A 19,452-nucleotide genomic window follows, 5' to 3' on the forward strand; every position below is an offset into this window, starting at 1 on the left:
TATGTCTCAAGCTCCCGGTGCCCGGCCCGTCCGGCGTGTGCTGCTGTTGGGCTGGCGCGACACCGGACACCCCCAGGGTGGCGGGAGCGAGGCCTACCTGCAGCGCATCGGCGCCCACCTGGCCGCCTCCGGGGTGGCGGTCACCCTGCGCACCGCGCGCTACCCGGGCGCCCCGCGCCGCGACACCCTCGACGGCGTGACGGTCAGCCGCGGCGGCGGCCCCTACTCGGTGTACGTGCGGGCGGGCCTGGCCATGGTGGCCGCACGGATCGGTCTGGGACCGCTACGCCGGGCCCGGCCCGACGTCATCGTCGACACCCAGAACGGCATCCCGTTCCTGGCCCGGCTGGCCTACGGCCGACGCTCGGTGCTGCTGGTGCACCACTGCCACCGCGAGCAGTGGCCGGTGGCCGGCCGGCGCACCGGACGGTTCGGCTGGTTCGTCGAATCGCGGCTCTCCCCGGCGCTGCACCGCCGCAACCAGTACGTCACGGTGTCGCTGCCGTCCGCGCGTGAACTCACCGAACTCGGCGTCGACTCCGCGCGAATCGCGGTGGTACGCAACGGATTGGACGAGGCGCCGGCGGCGACGCTGACCGCCGACCGGTCCGCCACCCCGCGGGTCTCGGTGCTCTCCCGGCTGGTTCCGCACAAGCAGATCGAGGACGCGCTCGACGCCGTCGCCGCGCTACGCCCGCAGATCCCGGACCTGCACCTGGACATCGTCGGTGGCGGATGGTGGGAGCAGCCGCTGGTCGAGCACGCCGCGGCGCTGGGCATCACCGACGCCGTCACCTTCCACGGCCACGTCGACGACGAGGCCAAACACCATGTCGTGCAGCAGAGTTGGGTGCACGTGCTGCCCTCGCGCAAAGAGGGCTGGGGGCTGGCCGTCATCGAGGCGGCCCAACACGGTGTGCCGACCATCGGCTACCGCACCTCCGGCGGACTGACCGACTCCGTCGTCGACGGCGTCACCGGACTGCTGGTCGACGGCCCCGACGACCTCGTCGACGGGTTGCGCCGGCTGCTCACCGACCCGGTGCTGCGGGAGGAGTTGGGCGCCAAGGCCCGCATCCGCAGCGCGGAGTTCTCCTGGGCGCTCAGCGCCGACGCGATGCGCAGCGTGCTCGAATCGGTGCACGCGGGGGAGTTCGTCAGCGGCGTGGTCTGAACCGGCAGCCGAACGCCGCCACCACCCCGGCGCCGGCCAGCGTCAGCAGCCAGACCAGGTGCGCACCGATCAGCAGCGGCCGTCCTGCCGCCGTCGGCGCCGAACCGCCGACGTCGTACAGCGCGATATCGGCGTCCCGGTAGGTGAGCGGCAGATCCAAGGGCGCCGCACCGGCTTCCACGACCACCCAGCCGACGCCCGCCGCGGCCAGCTCGTCGCGGGACGCTCCGTCGAGCAGCAGGCGGGTGGCCGCGCGGCCCCGCGCGCCCTCGCCGGGGACCGTCTGCCCGCCGATCACCAGGTCGCCACTGCTGAGCACCTCCGCGGACACCCAGCGCGGCAGCGGATCCAGCACCGGGGCCGGCCCCGCCCAGGAGAACTGCCGCATGCTGTCCGGCGGCAGCACCGCGACCGGTCGCGGATCGGCGTCGATGATCGCCGCCACCGCCGCCCAGCCCGCCGGGTACTGCACCGGGCGAACCTTCCCGGCGACCCCGAAGGCCAGATCGGGGAGCACCGCGATCAGCGCCACGCAGCACACCACCGTCACCGCGCGCCCGAGCCTCGCCACACCGGCAGCGGCCAGCACGTAGCCGGGCAGCGCCAGTGCCACCCATTTCTGCCCGTCCCGCAGCAACCCCAGGCCCGGCACCGACCGGGTCAGCCAATCCAGCGCGGCCAGGCCCGGCCCGGTGGCCAGCACCGCGGGCACAAGCACGGCGACCGCGGCGAGCACCAGCAGCGGACGGGCCTCACGGTGCCGGAGCGCCACCGGCAGACCGACCGCGACCACGGCCAGCAACACCGCGGTGGCCACCAGGGCGAACAACGTCGTGCGGGAATCGGGCACCGCCTGGGCATTCCAGATGCCGCCCAGCCCGGCCAGGCTGCCCAGGGTGCCCAGCCCCGGCTCGGCCCGGGCCGCGAACGCAGTCACCCCGGCGCCCGCGGTCGACGACAGCGAGTCGGCCACCGTCGCAGCCGCCAGCCAGGGCAGTGCCGACGCGACGGCCGCCGCGGCCGTGACCCCGATGTCGCGCCAGGTCCGGCAGCAGACCAGTGCGACGATCGCGGCCAGCACCAGCCCGGTGGGCGTCAGACCGGCCAGCGCCACCCAGAACACCAGTTGCCAGTGCCGGCGGGCCAGCATGGCGGTCGCCACCCAGGGCAGGCACCCGTAGCCGACCAGCAGGCTCCAATGCCCCTGCAGCAGACGCTCGGCCACATACGGATTCCAGATCGCCAGGGTGGCGGCCACCAACTGACCGCCGAGGCCGGAGTCGGGCAGCACGTGGGCGACCAACCGGGCGGCGCCCCAGCCGGCCAGCCACAGCCCCAGGATCAGCAGCAGCTTCACCAGCACACCGCCGTCGAGCACCTGGGAGGCCAGCGCGATGGCGAAGTCCTGAGGCAGCGCCCGCGGAGCCGCCTGGGTCAGGCCCAGGGCTGCGTCGGAGAGGTAGGAGCGCGGCGTGGAGACCGCATCGCGCAGCAGCAGATAACCCGGCGCCAGCAGCGGCGCCGTGACCACCAGCGCCAGGGCCAGCGCGTACAGCGCAGGCAGGCACCGGTCCCGGCGGGGAAGCGGGTAGCGACCCGGGAACCGGATCAGACGAGCGATCAGACCGGTCGGTCCGGCGGCAGGTCGGTGGGCCGCTGGGTCGGGATCTTCTCGGTCTGTGCTTCGGCGGCCGGCATCGGCCCGGAATCGGTGTCGTCGCGGCGGCCGAAGAAGCCACGGTCGGACCCGTCCAGTCCGGGATCGATCAGCGCCGACTCGGCCCGCAGCGCGAACGAGCCCAGCAGCACGCCGCCCACCAACGTCACCAGACCCACTGCGGCGAACGTGATCGGCAGGATCCGGCTCCACAACGCCAGATGATCGGCCTCGTCACGCGCGGCGGCGACCTGGGACTCGACCGTCTCCTCGGTGGAGTTGACGGTGAAATCGGCGAAGGTGACCTCGGGCTTGAGCTCATCGCGGCTGTAGTAGTGGAAGCCGTGCTCCTTGGCGCGCACGATGGTGCCGGTCACCGGATCCACCCAGAAGGTGCGCTGCGCCGCGTAGTAGCGGGTCATCGTGATCGGCTCGTACGGATCTTCGGCTTCCACACCCCACAGCGACGCCCGCGCGGTGACCTGGCTGTCCTCGTCGTTGTCGTAGAGCGACGAGTACTTCAGCGGCTCCACCAGCTTGCCGTCGGCGTCGTAGCCGATGTTCTGGGTGAAGCGGTAGGTGGTCAGGCCGTTGACGTCTTCCTCACCGTCGTAGTTGGCGTCGAACGCCTTCTGCGCGATCGGATCGAAGTACGGGTAGGTCTTCTTCTCGGTGTCGAACGGGAACCGGTAGGACAATCCCTCGTGCGGCAGCGCCACGTTGGTGGGCGGTGCGTCGTCCTCGATGGTGCGTGGCTTCTGCACGGCGCCACCGGGGTTGGTGTCGCTGGACACCGCCATGGCGGTGATCCGGTTGAGCGTCACGGTGTCCACCATGGCCAGCAGCAGGCCCTCGTCCTGCTGCTTGTCGGTGCGCCGCAGCGAGCTACCGACCTGCAGGGTGACGACGTCGGCGTTGGCCGGGGCCTCCACGCTGAGCTGTTGCTGCAGCGCCATCGGGACGTTCTCGTCGATGACAAAACGCTCGGGGGAGGACAACGACGCAGGGTCGAGCGCGGTGCCGGTGCCCTCGCTCATCAGGTCGGCATCGAGGTCGAGCGGAATCTTGGCGATCTTGCCGTGTGTGTAGGTGGACAGCAGCAATGCTGCGATCAGCAGGGCAGCGCCCAGCCCCAGAAGTCCACATGCGGCAATTCGCAGGGCCACTGCGCGGTTCAACCCGGCTCCCTTCGGTCGGAGTCGACCCTAACAGCCCACGATAAGGCCGACGACCATGGCGACCACAGTTACCGGCAGACTGGTCGCCATGACGGCACCCGAGGACCGGAGGAACTCCGGCGGCTCCCGGGACTTCCTCCCCGCTGTCGAGGGCATGCGCGCCTGCGCCGCGATCGGGGTGGTGATCACCCATGTGGCCTTCCAGACCGGCAACACCGGTGGGGTGACCGGCCGGCTGCTGGGCCGGTTCGACCTCGCGGTGGCGTTGTTCTTCGCGCTGTCGGGGTTCCTGCTCTGGCGCGGGCACGCCGCCGCCGAGCGGGGAATGCGCCACCGCCCCCGGACCGGGCACTACCTGCGGTCACGGCTGGTCCGCATCATGCCGGGCTACCTGGTGGCCGTCGTGGTGATCCTCACCTTGATGCCCGATACCGGTGCGAACCTCACGGTGTGGCTGGCGAATCTGACGCTCACCCAGGTCTACGTGCCGCTGACGCTGACCTCCGGGCTCACCCAGATGTGGAGCCTGTCGGTGGAGGTCAGCTTCTACCTGGCGCTGCCGCTGCTGGCGCTGTTGGCCCGGCGGCTGCCGGTGTCCGCGCGCATCCCGGCCATCGCGGGGCTGGCCATCGCGAGTCTGGCCTGGGGACTGATCCCGTTCGACCCGCCCTACGGGGTGAACCCGCTGAACTGGCCGCCGGCCTTCTTCTCCTGGTTCGCGGCCGGCATCGTGCTGGCCGAACTGTCGGTCAGTCCGGTGGGCTGGGCGCACCGGCTGGCCCGCCGGCGGGTGCTGATGGCCGTCATCGCGGGGGCCGCCTTCCTGGTGGCGGCCTCACCGCTGGCCGGTCCGGAGGGCCTGACACCGGGCACCGTCGGCCAGTTCGTGCTGAAGATCACGATGGGTGCGATCGTCGCCGGGGCGCTGCTCGCGCCGCTGGTGCTCGACGCACCGGACACCGAACACCGCGTGTTGGGCAGCCCGGTGATGGTCACGCTGGGCCGATGGTCCTACGGACTGTTCATCTGGCATCTCGCCGCGCTGGCGATGGTGTTCCCGCTGATCGGGGAGTTCCCGTTCAGCGGGCATATGCCGCTGGTGCTGGCGCTCACCCTGGTGTTCGGGTTCGCCATCGCCGCAGTGAGCTATGCGCTGGTCGAGTCGCCGTGCCGGGAGGCGTTGCGGCGCTGGGAGACCCGCCACCACCGGGCCACCGCACCCGACAGCGCGGTGCACGACGTCGATTCCGTGCAGCCCGGGAGCCGGGGTCAGTAGCCGCCGCCGTGGGAGAAGATCCGGCGCGGGTTGTCCACCAGCATGGTCCGCAGCTGCTCGTCGGTGACCCCGCGCTGTTTGAGCGCCGGGATGACGTCGTTGTGGATGTGCAGGTAATGCCAGTTGGGCAGGGCGGCGGCCAGGACCTCCTCGGGTAGCGCGTCGAAGTAGCAGGACGCGTCGTGGGAGAGCACCATCTTCTCGGCGTGCCCGCGCTCGCACATCCGCGCGACGGTGTCCACGCGCTGCTCGAAGGGCAGGATCAGATCGACGCCGAACCGGTCCATGCCCAGATAGGAACCGCCGGCGATGAGTTCTTCCAGGTAGTCCAGGTCGGTGCTGTCCCCGGAGTGCCCGATCACCACACGGCTGAGATCCACGCCCTCCTCGGCGAAGATGCGCTGCTGTTCCAGCCCGCGCCGACTGCCGGCGTGGGTGTGGGTGGAGATCGGCACGCCGGTCTCGCGGTGCGCGCCGGCGACCGCCCGCAGCACCCGTTCCACACCGGGGGTGACGCCCGGTTCGTCGGTGGCGCACTTGAGGATTGCCGCCTTGATCCCGGTCCCGGCGATGCCCTCGGTGATATCGCGGACGAACATCTCCGTCATGATCTCGGGCCCGTCGAGCAAGGTGCCCGGGCCCTGGAAGTGGAACCGCATCGGCACGTCGTTGTAGGTGTAGAGCCCGGTGGCCACCACGATGTTGATCTCGGTGGCGGCCGCGATCGCGGCGATCCGCGGGAGGTACCGGCCCAGGCCGATGACCGTCAGGTCCACGACGGTGTCGACCCCGCGGGATTTCAGCTCGTCGAGCCGGGTAATCGCATCGGCGATCCGCCGGTCCTCGTCGCCCCAGGCATCCGGATAGTTCTCGGCGACCTCGGTGCTCATGATGAACACGTGCTCGTGCATGAGCGTGACACCCAGATCCGCGGTGCGCACGGGGCCGCGGGCGGTTTCGACGTCCGACATCCCGCAGATGCTAGGAGCTCGGCCGGGGCGCACGGGCCGGTTCGGGCGTATCGACATCTACCCGGTACCCGGGGTACCGTTTTGCGAATGGAGCTGTTGGACACGGATACCCCGGACGGGGCGGCGATCGCGCTGCACGCCCGCGCCGTGAAGTTCGACCTGACCGATGTGCCCGCGCACTACGTGTACGGCCACCCGGTGGCGACGCACCTCTACAACGCGCTGTCCCTGCTGCTGCCCGCCGGTGAGGAATGGTTCATCACCGTCCTGAAGGAGGCGCTGCCCCACATCGGCGACGGCAAGCTGCGTGAGGACGTCATCGGCTTCATGGGGCAGGAGGCCCAGCACGCCAACGCGCACGCCGGCCTCAACGACCATCTGGCCCGGCACGGGATCGACCCGGCGCCGATGATCGCCCGCGCCGACTACGTCTTCGGCAACCTGCTCGGCCCGCGCACGGTCAGCGGGGACAAGGCACACAACTACCTCGTCGAGCGTCTCGCGGTGATCGCGGCGCTGGAGCACATCTTCGCGTTCCTGGGGGACTGGGTGCTCAATGCCGAGGGGCTCGACGAAGCCGCCGCGCATCCCACCGTCGTGGACCTGCTGCGCTGGCACGGAGCCGAAGAGGTCGAACACCGGATGGTGTCGCACGACGTGTTGCACCACTTCGACGGCGGCTACGTGCGCCGGGCCCGGGCGCAGATGGTGGTGGGGCCGGTGCTGCTGTACCTGATCTGGCAGGGGATACGGTTCCTGCTGCGTGTCGACCCGAATCTGAACTGGTCACAGCGCAAGCGTAAACACGTGTGGCGCAGCCTGTTCCGTTCCGCGCGCAAGGGCCTGACGCCGTCCTTCGTGCTCATCGTGTGGCGCGCGCTGCAGTACTTCCGGCCGCGCTACACGCCGGGCGACGTGGGCGACACCGCGCAGGCGGTGGCCTACCTGGCCTCCTCGCCGGCCACCCGGCCCGCATTGCCGTGAAACGCGTCCCGCCGATCGGCGCACCACTGGACGACCGTGCCATCAATCTGGTGGCCACCGTGCTGGACCGGTTCTGGCTGCGCCCGGTCAGCCGGTCCGGGTACGACGGGCGCCGGGCCGTCCGGGCCGCCGACGAACCGATGACCCTCGTGCTGGCCGACCGCCGCACCGTCGCCCGGGACAATGACGTTGTGGCACTGACGTTCCGCGCGCCCGACGGCGGGGATCTGCCGGCCTGGCAGCCCGGCGGCCACCTCGATCTGCACCTGCCGTCCGGGCGCCGGCGGCAGTACTCGCTGTGCGGCGACCCGCAGGACCGCTCGCGCTACCGGATCGCGGTCCGCCGCATTCCGGCCGGCGGCGGCGGCTCACTGGAGATGCACGCACTGTCGGTGGGCGACACCGTCACCGTGCGGGGCCCGCGCAACGGATTCCCGTTCGTCCCCTATCCGCGGGCGCTCTACATCGCCGGCGGCATCGGGATCACCCCGATCCTGCCGATGGTGCTCGCCGCGCAACGGCTGGGTACCGACTGGCATTTCGTGTACTGCGGGCGCAACGCCGACACCATCCCGTTTCTCGACGAGATCGCCTCCTGGGACCCGTCCCGGGTGACGATCCGCCTCGACGAGGAGCACGGGGTGCCCGGCGCCGACGATCTGCTGGGGCGCACACCCGCACGGGGCGCGGTCTACGTGTGCGGCCCGCCGCCGATGATCGAGACGGTGCGCCGGAACTTCGACCGGTCAGGCGCCGCGGCACTGCATTTCGAACGATTCGGCGCACCGCCGGTGCGCGACGGGAAGCCGTTCGAGATCGAACTGGCGAGCAGCGGGCAGGTCCTCGGTGTCGCGGCCGACGAAACGCTGCTCGACGCCCTGGTGCGGCAGCGGCCGGACACCGCCTACTCCTGCCGGCAGGGATTCTGCGGCACCTGCCGGGTCCGGGTGCTGCACGGCACCCCCGAACACCGCGACAGCCGGCTCACCGACACCGAACGCGAGACCTCCATGCTGGCCTGCGTATCCCGTTCAGTCACTTCTCGTCTCGTGCTCGATCTGTAGACACCGTGGAGGCCGCCAGCATGGCGACCGACAGCAGCGCGAGAAACTGCACGCCGACCGAGTGGCCGACGTACCCGTCCACCGAGCGCCACGGCCCGCGGGAGAGCACCGCGCCGGCCGCGATCAGGCCGCCCGCGACCGTCGTGACCGTCACCGCCTGCAGCGCACGGTCGCGGTCCCGGAGCAGGTATCTGACACCGATCGCCGCGGCCACCACCGCCACCCCGGGCACCCCGCTGATCAGCGCACCCGCCGCACACGCGGCGGTTGCGGCGAGCCACGGCCGCGGCGCCCAGGGCGACACCGGAATGCCCTCGACCCTGCGCCGAGTCGGCAGCAGGGCAAGCACCGCCAGCAACGGCAGCAGGGCCAGGCCGCCGAACAGGCCGATCCGGTAGACGGTGTTGGACGGGAACGCCAGGGTGAGCCGGCCGCTGGTGCCCGCCGGCACCACCCAGCCCTGCTGCCAGCCGTTGACGGTGATCGCCTGCAGCGCCGTGCCGTCCTCGGTGTGGGCCACCCAGCCGGTGTTCACGCTCTCGGGGACCACCAGCACCCGGTCGCGGTCGGTCGCGGTCACGTCGACCTCGCGGTGATCGGCTGCCCACCGGCCGGTCTGCGCGGGATCCATCGGGGCAGGACGCAGGTCACCCGCGCGCGGGCCGGCCAGCTCGATGCCGTCGACGAAGAACGCCTCACCGGGACTGACCAGCAGCTCCTGCCGGCCCTGCGGCAGCGTGAGCGGCTCGGCGCGACAGGGTTTCGCGGCGATGGGTTCGTTGTCCAGCAGCGCGCCCACGGTGGTGGACACCGAAGCGTGGATGAAGTGGCCGGCGACACCGATGATGGGGCCGGCGCCGCACGGCAGCGTGATCGGGCGGGCACGGTCGGCCGGGTCGGCGGGCGCGATCGGCGCGCCCGCCGCGTCGAGCACGGTCACCTCCGCCAGGCCGGTCGGCTTGAGCTGATCGAATCCCAGTGCGGTGCGGTCGATCACGTCGGTCCAGTCCAGGATCGACAGCTCGATGGTGTCGGTCACGGTGGGCATCAGCGCCAGGGTGTGCGGCCCGTCGCCGTCGAGCCGGAACACCTGCGGCCCGGCACCGAGGTTGACCGCGACCATCGTCGGATGGGCGGGTAGCGCCGAGGTGCTCGGCGTCAGCCGCAGCGCCGCCACCTCGGTGGCCTCGGGCAACGCCACCGTCAGGGTCGGGGGTTTCTTGAGTGCCACATTGTTCTGCGGTGCCGTCCAGGCCGTGCGGACGTCGCCGTCGGTGGCGGCGTACGCCGAGCCGAGCACATCGATCAGATCGGAATCGCCGAAGGCGCGGGTCGTTCCGGGGGTACTGATCAGATCCGCCAGTCGCGGGCCCTGCCGGGCCCGGACCCACACCGTGGGCGTCACCTCGATGGCCTCGGGCACCGTCAGGGTGCGGCTCATGTTGACCTGCTCCTCGGGCGCCAGGGCCATCGTGGCCGCGCACCGGATGCCGTCGGGCGCCTCGGCGCACCCAGGCCTTCCCAGCAGATCGGAGCCCAGATCCCACTGCGCCACCGCCGCACCGGCGGGCGGGCCGGGCACGTCGACGGTGCGGCGCAGTGCCACCGGGTGGGCGAAGCCCGACGCGTCGTACTGGGTCACGCTCAGATCGGTGATGCCGAACTGCACGCCGGGGGAGCCGTCGTCGGTGCCGACCGCGGTGATCCGCATCCACGGCGTCTCACCGAACGGCAGCGCCGCCGACAACGGTTTGCCGGGCTCCTCGAAACGCAAGGTGGTGGTGCCGTTCACCGTCGAAACCTCGATGCGGCGCACCTGGGCCCCGACGGCGGTGGCGCTCGGGGTGATGGTGACCGCGGCGTTGGTCACCGGATGATCGAAGTCGACCTGCATCCACTGGCCCATCGCGGTCTGCAGGGAGTTGGACACCCAACTGGTCGAGGAATCGGCGTCGATCGCGGCGGCCGGCCCCGATGACGGTGAGACATTCGGCAGCGCAGTCGAATCCGCGGCCGAACTGGACACGCTGATCCGTCCGCCGGTCCACCGCGCGTACAGCGGGTCGGTACCGGCCGGATAGTCCATCACCCGGTTGAAGGTGTGCCGCCGTTCCTCCGGGGTGCGGATCGCCGAGGAATGGTTGTCCACGCGGCCGTAGTCGGTTTCCCGGGCCAGTGGGGTGTCGGTGACGGTGACCAGCGGTGCCGGCACACCCGCGCGCTCGGCGTCGGCGGTCAGCAGTATCGGCCCGAGCGGCTGCAGGCCGTTCAGTCGCCGGCGCTCATCGAGGCGCAACAGGGCCTCCGGGGCGCCGTCGACGCGGGCCATCGCGTCCAGGTCGGTCAGATACGGTGCGGGCTGGGCGTTCTCGACGCGGTAGATCTCGACCGCCGGGTAGCGGGGGCGCAGTCCGCTGTCGGTGACGAAACCCTCCAGGGTTCCGGGGCCGACGGGTTCGCCGAACTGGGCGACCTTCGTCAGCCCGGGGGACCCGTCGACGACCCGGTGCACCAGGATGGGGCGGGCCGACCGGGAGGTGTCCGGGTCCAGGTCGTTGCGCACAACCACGAACGAAATACCTTGCTGGGCAAGGGTATCGGCCAGTCCCGCGGAGGGCTGGCCGGCGGCGAACAAGCGCTGCACGGCGTCGAGGGCGCGGATGGTCTCCGGTGGGGTCAGTGGGATCGAGTCGCGTACCCCCCACGGGCTGTGGCCCAGCACCTGCAGGGGTTCGTCATGGCTGTTGCCCCACACCTGCGTCGCGAACGGCGCCCCCGGCGCGACCAGCACCCGGCCCCGCTCGGCGTTGTGCTCGTCGAGCCAGGCCGCGGTGTCGTGCCAGTACCCGGGGATCGCCTCGAAGCTGCCCGGCGGGGCCAGCCGGCCCGTCCAGGCCAGTGACGTCGCGGCGGCCAGTGCGGTGAGCACGACGATCCCGACGGCCACCCGCTTGTCGCGTTCGGGGTAGGCGAGGGCGCGCACCCACGTCGGCCGTGCCACCGTGCCGGGCAGCGGGATGCGGCCCAGCAGATGCGCCAGACCGAGCGCCAGCGGAAGCCGCAGCAGCGGCTCCAGCTTGTGCACATTGCGCAGCGGGGTGCCCTCGGCGTCCAGGAACAACTGCACCTGCGCGGCGATGGGCGAACCCAGCCCGCCCGAGTACCCGACCGCCAGCGCGGTGATGCCGACGAACAGGATCAGAATGAGCCGGCCCCGCGCCGGCATGCTCCGCATGGCCAGGCCCGCCAGCCCGGCGGCGGCGACCAGGGTGGTGGCCAGCACCGCGACCGAACTGGTGACCAACGACGATCCCGCGGTGGCGGTGGGGGCGACATACGGCGTCCAACTGCCGCCGCCGCGCAGCACCTCGGTCAGCGACAGCCAGCGGGTGGTGACGCCGGAGGATTCGATGAAGTCCAGGAACGGTGGACTGATCCGGCCCAGCATGACCAGGGCCACCGACCACCAGGTGATGGCCAGTGCGGTACACAGCGCCCACCAGGCGGTGAACCGCCACCACTGCCGGTTGGGGCGGTGCGCGGCCCACCAGATGATCGCGGCCAGACACCCGGTCAGGGTGGCCACCGCATTGACCGCGCCCATCAGCGCGACGGCGACCGCCGAGCGGGCGGCCAGCAGCCGGATCCGGTCGTCCCCGCGCATCGCGTAGATGACCGGCAGCAACACCCAGGGCGCCAGCATCATCGGCAGGGTCTCCGAGGAGATGGCGCCCAGCGTGGTCAGCACCCGGGGGGACAGCGCGAAGGCGGTCGCCGCGATGACCCGCGACGTGGTGCTGCCGATGCCGAGAGCCTCGGCGACCCGCAGCAACCCCCAGAACCCGACGGTGAGCAGCAGCGCCCACCACAGCCGCTGGGTCACCCACCCCGGCAACCCGAGCACATCGCCGGCCAGGAAGAACGCCCCGTGGGGGAAGAGGTAGCCGTACGCCTGGTTCTGCGCCTGCCCGAAGGGCAGATCGCTGTTCCACAGGTCGGCGGCGCGCGCCAGGAAGCGCAGCGGATTGGCGGTGAGATCGAGTTTGGTGTCAGGGGCGACGCGGCCGGGATCCTGGCAGAACGCCAGGATCAGGAATACGGATCCGACCAGCCACAGCCAACGCCGTGACAGGACCTCGGCGAACGGCGCGCCCGGGTCAGGCCCGGTCGCCGTATTCAACGCGGTTGAGCACCGAGGACGCGGGGTCTCCCGACTGCACCGGTGGCTTGGTGTCCTGCTGGACCATCAGCGTCACGCCGAAGATCGCCGCCGCACCCAACAGCAGGCCGACCACGATGCTTGCCGCAGCGGGCACGACGAACCGTTCCATGTCCGCAAACCTAGCACGACGGAATGTGGCCCTGACGTTGCAGCCGGGGCCCCGGAGCGGGAGTTCTGGCGCTCGGCGACCTGCCCGGCGCGGGGGCGGTACGCGGCCGGGGGCGTGCCGGTGGACCCGCGGCGCTGGACGGGGCAGCTACTCTCGAGACCCATGTCGATGTCACGCGCACTCGGTGCCCTGACCGCGCTGTCCGGTCTGCTGCTGGCCTGTTCGCCGGCCCAGACCGATGAGGCGACCGCCCCACCGGCAGCGGTGAGCAGTGCCGCACCGGTCCCGACCCACGCATCGGTGGACCTGCCGCTGCCCGCTGCCCCGGCGCCCGGCTGCGACATCGCCTCGATGTCGACCCGGGACAAGCTGGCCCAGCTGCTGATGGTCGGGGTGACCGGCGCGGCCGACGCCCGCACGGCGGTGACCGAGTACAAGGTCGGCGGCATCATGATCGGCAGCTGGACCGATCTGTCGATGCTCGGCGCTCCGCTGGCCGGTATCGCCGCGGACGCGGGCCCGCTGTCGCCGGCGGTCAGCGTCGACGAGGAGGGCGGCCGGGTGTCCCGGCTGGCCGGTGTGATCGGCAGCCAGCCCTCGGCGCGCCAGCTCGCCCAGACCAAGACCCCTGACGAGGTCTACCAGATCGCCCTGGAGCGCGGCCGTGCCATGCGTGGCCTCGGCATCACCGTGGACTTCGCGCCGGTGGTCGACGTGACCGGCAACAGTTCCGCGATCGGCGACCGGTCCTTCGGTGACGACCCGGCGACGGTGACCGAGTACGCCGGCGCCTACGCGCGCGGACTGCGCGACGCCGGGGTGCTGCCGGTGCTCAAGCACTTCCCCGGCCACGGACGCGCCTCGGGCGACTCGCACACCGGCGCGGTGTCCACGCCGCCGCTGGCCGAGCTGCAGAACGACGACCTGCTCCCGTACCGCACGTTGACCACCCAGCATCCGGTCGCGGTCATGGTCGGGCACATGCAGGTTCCCGGGCTGACCGGCGGTGAGCAGGCCAGCCTGAGCCCGGCCGCCTACAACCTGCTGCGCGGCGAGTTCGGCTTCGGCGGTCTGGTCTACACCGACGACCTGTCCAGCATGGCCGCGATCAACCAGCAGTACGGGGTCGCCGCGGCGGTGCTGAAGTCGCTGCAGGCCGGCGCCGACGTCGCGCTGTGGATCACCACCGCCGAGGTGCCCGCCGTGCTCGACCGCCTGGAGCAGGCCGTCGACGCCGGTGAGCTGCCGTTGTCCCGGGTGGACGACTCGGTGCGCCGGGTGGCCGCGTCCAAGGGCACTAATCCCAACTGCGGCGGCTGATCGCCGTACGCTGATCCGATGGCCGGAGGAACGAAGCGTCTGCCGCGCGCGGTGCGCGAGCAGCAGATGCTCGACGCCGCCGTGCAGATGTTCTCCATCAACGGCTACCACGAGACGTCGATGGATGCGATCGCCGCGGAAGCGCAGATCTCCAAGCCGATGCTCTATCTGTACTACGGCTCCAAGGAGGAGCTGTTCGGAGCGTGCCTGGACCGAGAGCTGAACCGCTTCGTCGAAGAGGTACGCCGCGAGATCGACTTCACGCTGAGCCCGAAGGAGATGCTCACCAACGCCGTTGGCGCATTCCTGGGTTACATCGACAGCCACCGGGCATCCTGGATCGTGCTGTACAGCCAGGCCACCAGCTCGCAGGCATTCGCGCACACCGTGCGCGAGGGCCGGGAACGGATCATCGATCTGGTGGGCGGCCTGCTCCAGTCGGGAACGCGGCACCCGGAACCGGACGCCGATTTCAACATGATGGCGGTCGCCCTGGTGGGGGCCGGCGAGGCCATCGCGGACCGGGTGAGTACCGGGGACGCCGACGTGCAGGACGCCACCGACCTGATGATCAACCTGTTCTGGCGCGGTCTGAAGGGCAAACCCAGCGACAAGGGTTAGCTCACCGGGCGCGCCCCTCGACCGGCGCGGCTGGGAGCCACCGGCACAGTTTTAGAGCCGGTTCACCGTCGCCGAAAGGTGCGGATAACCCTTGGTCAGGTGCCGCAGCACCAGTTCCCAGCCGTTGTCGCGTGCGTCCACGTAGAGGCCCGCGCGGGCCGGCAGCAGCACCGGCTTGCCGAACCGCACCGAGTACTCGACGGCGTCGGGCAGCTGACCCTCGATGTTGCCCAGCGCAGCTGCGGCACTGAACATTCCGTGCGCGATCGCGGTCGGGAAGCCGAACAGCTTGGCGCCCAGCGTGCTGGTGTGGATCGGATTGTGGTCCCCGCCGATGGACGCATAGGACCGGATCTGGGCCGCCGAGAAGCTCAGCACCGCATTGGGCGGCGGGAGCTTGCGCTGTTTGGGCGGTTCCGGGCGCGGCTCATCGGACAGGCTGGTGCGCTGCTGGTGCAGGAAGGTGGTGACCTGATGCCAGGCCAGGTCGTGGCCGACCTTGATATCGGTGACCAGATCCACCAGCAGCCCCTTGCGGTGCTCGCGCAGGTTCTCCGCGTGCACCGACACGTCGAGCACATCGCTGACGGTGATCGGCCGGTACTGGGTGATGCGGTTCTCGGTGTGCACCGAACCCATTGCGGCAAAGGGGAAATCGAACGAGGTGGCCAGCGACATCATGGTCGGGAAGGTCAGCGCGAACGGGTACGTCAACGGCACGGTGTCGTCGAAGCGCAGGCCGGTCACCCCCGCGTAGGCGGCCACGTTGGCCGGGTCGATCCGGAGTTCGGGTACGTGCACCGTGCGGTCGGGCAGGCCGCCCGCACGCGGGATGAACGGCAACGCGCCGGCGACCGCCCGCGCCATGTTCCGCAGACCGTTGGGCTGAGACATCAGGCCCCCAGCAGGGCTTGGCCGCAGACCCGGATCGTGTTGCCCGTCACGGCATTCGATGCCGGGCTGGCGAAGTAGGCGATGGTCTCGGCGACGTCGACCGGTTGCCCGCCCTGGAACAGTGAGTTGAGCCGGCGGCCCACCTCACGGGTGGCCAGCGGGATCGCCTCGGTCATCTTGGTCTCGATGAACCCGGGGGCGACCGCGTTGATGGTGATGTTCTTCTCGGCCAGGGTCGGCGCGAGCGCCTCGACGATGCCGATCATGCCGGCCTTGGTGGCCGCGTAGTTGGTCTGGCCGCGATTGCCCGCGATGCCGGCCATCGAGGACAACCCGATCACCCGGCCACCCTCGCCGAGCGCCCCCGCGGCCACCAGGCCTTCGGTAAGGGTCAGCGGCGCAACGAGATTGACCGCGATCACCGAGTCCCAGCGGGACTCGTCCATATTGGCCAGCAGTTTGTCGCGGGTGATGCCGGCGTTGTTGACCAGGACGTCGAGCTTGCCTGTGTGGTGCTCGGCGAGGTGCTTGACGATCTGGTCCACCGCATCCGCGGCGGTGACGTCCAGGGCCAGCGCCGTGCCGCCCACCTTCTCGGCGGTCTCCCGCAGCGCCTCCTCGGCGGCGGGGACGTCGACGGCCACCACGGCGGCACCGTCGCGGGCGAAGACCTCGGCGATGGTGGCGCCGATGCCGCGGGCCGCGCCGGTCACCACGGCGACCTTGCCGGCCAGCGGCGTGTCCCAGTCGGCGGGTGCCTGCGCGTCGGCGGCGCCCACCCGGAACACCTGACCGTCGACGAAGGCCGACTTGCCGGACAGGATGAAGCGCAGCGTCGACTCCAGTCCGGACACCCCGGCGGCGGCGTCGGGGGACAGGTACACCAGCGACACCGTCGCGCCGTGGCGCAGTTCCTTGCCGAGCGAGCGGGTGAAGCCCTCCAGCGCGCGCTGCACGATGTGCTCGTGGGCGGCAGCGGTATCCGACGGGGTGGTGCCGACGACGATCACCCGGCCGCACGGCCCGAGGTTGCGCAGCACCGGGGTGAAGAACTCGTAGAGCGCCTTGAGCCCGGCCGGTTCGGTGATGTCGGTGGCGTCGAACACCAAACCGCCGAACGAGTCGGCCCACCGCCCGCCGATGTTGGCCGAGACGACGTCGTAGTCGTCGGCCAGGGCGGCGCGCAGCGGTTCGACGACCCGCCCGGTGCCACCGATCAGCAACGATCCGGCCAGCGCCGGTTGGCCGGGCCGGTAGCGGCGGAGTTCCTCGGGCTGCGGGATGCCGAGTTGTTTGGCCAGGAACGATCCGGGCCCGGAATTGACCACTTGGGAGAACAGGTCGGAAGCCATGGGGACTAACTTACTCCAGAGTAAGGTCTGCGGGTAACCTAGGGGCATGGCCAATACGAATGCTCGCGTCGCCGTGCTCGGCGGAAACCGGATCCCGTTCGTTCGCTCCGACGGCGCCTACGCGAATGCCTCCAATCAAGACATGTTCACCGCGGTCCTCGACGGGCTCGCCGACCGCTTCGGGTTGCGCGGCGAGAAACTCGACGCGGTCATCGGCGGCGCGGTGCTCAAGCACAGCCGCGACTTCAACCTCATGCGCGAAAGCGTGCTGGGCAGCTCGCTGTCCCCCTACACCCCGGCCTTCGATCTGCAGCAGGCCTGCGGCACCGGGCTGCAGGCCGCCATCGCCGCCGCCGACGGCATCGCCCGCGGCCGGTACCGGGTGGCCGCCGCCGGTGGTGTGGACACCACCTCCGATGCGCCCATCGCCTTCGGCGACGACCTGCGCGGCGTGCTGCTGAGCCTGCGCCGCTCCAAGTCGAACCTCGACCGGCTCAAGCTGGTCGGCAAGCTGCCCGCCGCCCTCGGCGTCGAGATCCCGACCAACGGTGAGCCCCGCACCGGGCTGTCGATGGGCGAGCACGCCGCCATCACCGCCAAGCAGATGGGCATCAAGCGCGTCGACCAGGACGAGCTGGCCGCCGCCAGTCACCGCAACATGGCCGCCGCCTACGACCGCGGCTTCTTCGACGACCTGGTCACCCCGTTCCTGGGCGTCTACCGGGACAACAACCTGCGACCCGACTCGTCGGCCGAGAAGCTCGCCAGGCTCAAGCCGGTCTTCGGGGTCCGCAACGGCGACGCGACGATGACCGCGGGCAACTCCACGCCGCTGACCGACGGCGCGTCGGTGGCCCTGCTGGCGAGCGAGGAGTGGGCCGCCGAGCACGACATCCCGGTGTTGGCCTACTTCGTCGACGGGGAGACCGCCGCGGTGGATTACGTCAACGGCCCCGACGGGCTGTTGATGGCGCCGACCTATGCGGTGCCCCGGCTGCTCGCCCGCAACGGCCTGACCCTGCAGGACTTCGACTTCTACGAGATCCACGAGGCGTTCGCCTCGGTGGTGCTGGCGACGCTCGCGGCCTGGGAGTCCGAGGACTACTGCAAGGACCGGCTCGGGCTGGACAAGCCGCTGGGGGCCATCGACCGCAGCAAGCTCAACGTCAACGGTTCCTCGCTGGCCGCCGGGCACCCGTTCGCCGCGACCGGTGGGCGCATCGTGGCCCAGCTGGCCAAGCAGCTCAAGCAGCGGAGGGAAGAACTGGGAACGGGGTCCGGTCAGCCGGTGCGCGGCCTGATCTCCATCTGCGCCGCAGGTGGGCAGGGCGTGACGGCCATCCTCGAAGCCTGACCGCCGATCTCGGCGGGGGCGTACAGGCCCCGGAAAAATTTTCCGAAGAAACTTTTCCGATCCGTGTAACGCCCCGCGGAGCACCGCCGATACATGGGATAGCCCCGTGTTGCCGTCTGACCCCCCGACCCGACGGCAACACGGGGCTCTTTACTTTCTCGGCTGGGTTCTCGCGTCCTTGGACGCGGTGATCGGCGACGAGCCGGGCGGAGCGAACAGACTGCCCGCCACACTCCCGCGGGCGGTACGCACCGCGACCAGCGCCCAGGTGCACAGCAGTCCGCAGTAGGCGGCGATCGCGGCGACCTCGAAGGCGGGCAGCCCGGTGTGCAGCGCCAGCTGGGTGGTGCCGGTGACGAACGTCCCGACCGGGAAGGTCAGGCTCCACCAGGTCAACGCGAACGGCATACCGCGACGCAGGGTGCGGATGGTCAGGGCCGAGGCCAGCATGATCCACAGCACGCTGAAACCCCAGACCGGCACCCCGAACAGCACCGCGAAGATGCCCATCCCGGCGGCCAGGTCCGCGGGGACGGCCAGGTGCGCCTCGGTGGCCAGCAGCCCGGCGACTGTCACCGACTGGCCCAGCGGGCCGAGCACGATCCACAGCGTGGGGACGCGCGCGGTCCCCGAGGTGCCGTACAGCGCCAGCCGGCTCCAGATCATCGTGATGATGATCAAGGCGGCGATCAGCGACAGCCCGAACATCGCCAGACAGCCGTAGAACATCGTGGTCCGGCCGGTGCCCGGCGCCATGTGTGGAATCAGCATCGCGCCCGAGGCGGCGGACACCATCGGCGGTACGACCGGCATCAACCACCCACCGAACGCGGCGTCCGGTCCCACGTTGAGCTGGGTGAACATCAGGTACGGGATGGACACCGCGGTGTAGAGCCCGCCGATGGTGCCCGCCGACCACAGCACCCAGTTGATGTCGACGGCCAGGCTCTGCCCGATCAGGTCCTTGCCGACGAGCATGGTGCCCGAGCCGACCGTGATCAGCGCCATCGGCGCCGCCCCGTAGAAGTGCGCCATCTGCGGGTTGCGGGCGTGCCCGCGGGCCACCGTCGGGTGCCGGAACCACTGCGCGCTGACCGCGACGATCAGCACCACCAACAGCGCCGCGGCGGCCACCCAGACGATCTCGGTGAACACCCGCAGGCCCGGCGGCTGTAGCGGCAGGGTGGCCCCGGCGACCGCGATGATCCCGGTGCCCATCACCGAGGAAAACCAGTTCGGGCCGAAGTTTCCCAGTCGTGTTCCGGTTTCGGTCATG

General features: G+C 70.8%; 15 protein-coding genes. 7 read left to right on the forward strand and 8 right to left on the reverse strand.

Going from position 1 to position 19,452, the window contains the following annotated elements; translation table 11 throughout:
* Position 1 precedes the first annotated feature (1 nt).
* Positions 2-1,174: a glycosyltransferase family 4 protein gene (locus K0O62_RS01940; protein WP_073855438.1), complete on the forward strand. Its 1,173-nt coding sequence runs from the start codon at positions 2-4 to the stop codon at positions 1,172-1,174.
* Here K0O62_RS01940 and K0O62_RS01945 read toward each other — a convergent pair.
* Both K0O62_RS01945 and pgfA read right to left on the reverse strand, forming a co-directional pair.
* A complete protein-coding gene (locus K0O62_RS01945) occupies positions 1,158-2,738 on the reverse strand; it encodes an MmpA family trehalose lipid delivery protein (protein WP_205870639.1) in 1,581 nt (526 codons plus the stop codon). The genes K0O62_RS01940 and K0O62_RS01945 overlap by 17 nt on opposite strands.
* Positions 2,739-2,794: 56 nt before the next feature.
* Positions 2,795-4,009, reverse strand: coding sequence for a cell envelope lipid trafficking protein PgfA (gene pgfA / locus K0O62_RS01950; protein ID WP_073855440.1), 1,215 nt, complete (start codon positions 4,007-4,009; stop codon positions 2,795-2,797).
* Between the two features lie 88 nt (positions 4,010-4,097).
* Here pgfA and K0O62_RS01955 point away from each other — a divergent pair, with 88 nt between their 5' ends.
* Complete coding sequence (locus tag K0O62_RS01955; RefSeq protein WP_073855441.1) at positions 4,098-5,285, forward strand: acyltransferase family protein; 1,188 nt, start codon at positions 4,098-4,100, stop codon at positions 5,283-5,285.
* Here the strand turns inward: K0O62_RS01955 and K0O62_RS01960 are convergent.
* Positions 5,279-6,256 carry a phosphotriesterase family protein gene (locus K0O62_RS01960; protein WP_073855442.1) on the reverse strand — a complete coding sequence of 326 codons (978 nt, stop codon included), beginning with the start codon at positions 6,254-6,256 and terminating at the stop codon, positions 5,279-5,281. The two genes, K0O62_RS01955 and K0O62_RS01960, sit on opposite strands and share 7 nt — an antisense overlap.
* An 87-nt stretch (positions 6,257-6,343) precedes the next feature.
* Between K0O62_RS01960 and K0O62_RS01965 the strand changes: the two genes are divergently transcribed.
* Positions 6,344-7,240 carry a metal-dependent hydrolase gene (locus K0O62_RS01965; protein WP_073855443.1) on the forward strand — a complete coding sequence of 299 codons (897 nt, stop codon included), beginning with the start codon at positions 6,344-6,346 and terminating at the stop codon, positions 7,238-7,240.
* Positions 7,237-8,304 (forward strand): PDR/VanB family oxidoreductase, encoded by a 1,068-nt coding sequence (locus tag K0O62_RS01970; RefSeq protein WP_073855444.1) that lies wholly within the window; start codon positions 7,237-7,239, stop codon positions 8,302-8,304. The genes K0O62_RS01965 and K0O62_RS01970 overlap by 4 nt, the downstream gene beginning before the upstream one ends.
* On the opposite strand, the gene K0O62_RS01975 is transcribed toward K0O62_RS01970, so the two are convergent.
* Both K0O62_RS01975 and K0O62_RS01980 read right to left on the reverse strand, forming a co-directional pair.
* Complete coding sequence (locus K0O62_RS01975) at positions 8,276-12,484, reverse strand: alpha-(1->3)-arabinofuranosyltransferase (RefSeq protein ID WP_207550983.1); 4,209 nt, start codon at positions 12,482-12,484, stop codon at positions 8,276-8,278. The two genes, K0O62_RS01970 and K0O62_RS01975, sit on opposite strands and share 29 nt — an antisense overlap.
* The gene (locus tag K0O62_RS01980; RefSeq protein ID WP_067990124.1) at positions 12,462-12,635 is read right to left on the reverse strand and encodes a DUF2613 domain-containing protein; all 174 of its coding nucleotides are present in this window, start codon (positions 12,633-12,635) and stop codon (positions 12,462-12,464) included. The genes K0O62_RS01975 and K0O62_RS01980 overlap by 23 nt, the downstream gene beginning before the upstream one ends.
* A 162-nt stretch (positions 12,636-12,797) precedes the next feature.
* Here K0O62_RS01980 and K0O62_RS01985 point away from each other — a divergent pair, with 162 nt between their 5' ends.
* Both K0O62_RS01985 and K0O62_RS01990 read left to right on the forward strand, forming a co-directional pair.
* A complete protein-coding gene (locus K0O62_RS01985; RefSeq protein ID WP_073855445.1) occupies positions 12,798-13,955 on the forward strand; it encodes a glycoside hydrolase family 3 N-terminal domain-containing protein in 1,158 nt (385 codons plus the stop codon).
* A gap of 18 nt (positions 13,956-13,973) precedes the next feature.
* Entirely contained in the window at positions 13,974-14,576 is a 603-nt protein-coding gene (locus K0O62_RS01990; RefSeq protein WP_073855446.1) for a TetR/AcrR family transcriptional regulator, read from the forward strand.
* Between the two features lie 51 nt (positions 14,577-14,627).
* On the opposite strand, the gene K0O62_RS01995 is transcribed toward K0O62_RS01990, so the two are convergent.
* Both K0O62_RS01995 and K0O62_RS02000 read right to left on the reverse strand, forming a co-directional pair.
* A complete protein-coding gene (locus K0O62_RS01995) occupies positions 14,628-15,470 on the reverse strand; it encodes a MaoC/PaaZ C-terminal domain-containing protein (RefSeq protein ID WP_073855447.1) in 843 nt (280 codons plus the stop codon).
* Positions 15,470-16,822: a 3-oxoacyl-ACP reductase gene (locus K0O62_RS02000; RefSeq protein WP_073855448.1), complete on the reverse strand. Its 1,353-nt coding sequence runs from the start codon at positions 16,820-16,822 to the stop codon at positions 15,470-15,472. The genes K0O62_RS01995 and K0O62_RS02000 overlap by 1 nt, the downstream gene beginning before the upstream one ends.
* A 46-nt stretch (positions 16,823-16,868) precedes the next feature.
* Between K0O62_RS02000 and K0O62_RS02005 the strand changes: the two genes are divergently transcribed.
* The gene (locus tag K0O62_RS02005) at positions 16,869-18,176 is read left to right on the forward strand and encodes an acetyl-CoA C-acetyltransferase (protein ID WP_073855449.1); all 1,308 of its coding nucleotides are present in this window, start codon (positions 16,869-16,871) and stop codon (positions 18,174-18,176) included.
* Between the two features lie 150 nt (positions 18,177-18,326).
* Here K0O62_RS02005 and K0O62_RS02010 read toward each other — a convergent pair whose 3' ends face one another.
* Positions 18,327-19,451 carry a TDT family transporter gene (locus K0O62_RS02010; protein WP_073855450.1) on the reverse strand — a complete coding sequence of 375 codons (1,125 nt, stop codon included), beginning with the start codon at positions 19,449-19,451 and terminating at the stop codon, positions 18,327-18,329.
* Between the last annotated feature and the right edge of the window lies 1 nt (position 19,452).

It is taken from the genome of Mycolicibacterium diernhoferi, assembly GCF_019456655.1.
In the GTDB taxonomy this organism is placed as follows: domain Bacteria; phylum Actinomycetota; class Actinomycetes; order Mycobacteriales; family Mycobacteriaceae; genus Mycobacterium; species Mycobacterium diernhoferi.

Coding starts and splice junctions, on each gene's coding strand:
- K0O62_RS01940 (WP_073855438.1), top strand. CDS start 2: ATGTCTCAAGCTCCCGGTGCCCGGCCCGTCCGGCGTGTGCTGCTGTTG.
- K0O62_RS01955 (WP_073855441.1), top strand. CDS start 4,098: ATGACGGCACCCGAGGACCGGAGGAACTCCGGCGGCTCCCGGGACTTC.
- K0O62_RS01960 (WP_073855442.1), bottom strand. CDS start 6,256: ATGTCGGACGTCGAAACCGCCCGCGGCCCCGTGCGCACCGCGGATCTG.
- K0O62_RS01965 (WP_073855443.1), top strand. CDS start 6,344: ATGGAGCTGTTGGACACGGATACCCCGGACGGGGCGGCGATCGCGCTG.
- K0O62_RS01980 (WP_067990124.1), bottom strand. CDS start 12,635: ATGGAACGGTTCGTCGTGCCCGCTGCGGCAAGCATCGTGGTCGGCCTG.
- K0O62_RS01985 (WP_073855445.1), top strand. CDS start 12,798: ATGTCGATGTCACGCGCACTCGGTGCCCTGACCGCGCTGTCCGGTCTG.
- K0O62_RS01990 (WP_073855446.1), top strand. CDS start 13,974: ATGGCCGGAGGAACGAAGCGTCTGCCGCGCGCGGTGCGCGAGCAGCAG.
- K0O62_RS01995 (WP_073855447.1), bottom strand. CDS start 15,470: ATGTCTCAGCCCAACGGTCTGCGGAACATGGCGCGGGCGGTCGCCGGC.
- K0O62_RS02000 (WP_073855448.1), bottom strand. CDS start 16,822: ATGGCTTCCGACCTGTTCTCCCAAGTGGTCAATTCCGGGCCCGGATCG.
- K0O62_RS02005 (WP_073855449.1), top strand. CDS start 16,869: ATGGCCAATACGAATGCTCGCGTCGCCGTGCTCGGCGGAAACCGGATC.
- K0O62_RS02010 (WP_073855450.1), bottom strand. CDS start 19,451: ATGACCGAAACCGGAACACGACTGGGAAACTTCGGCCCGAACTGGTTT.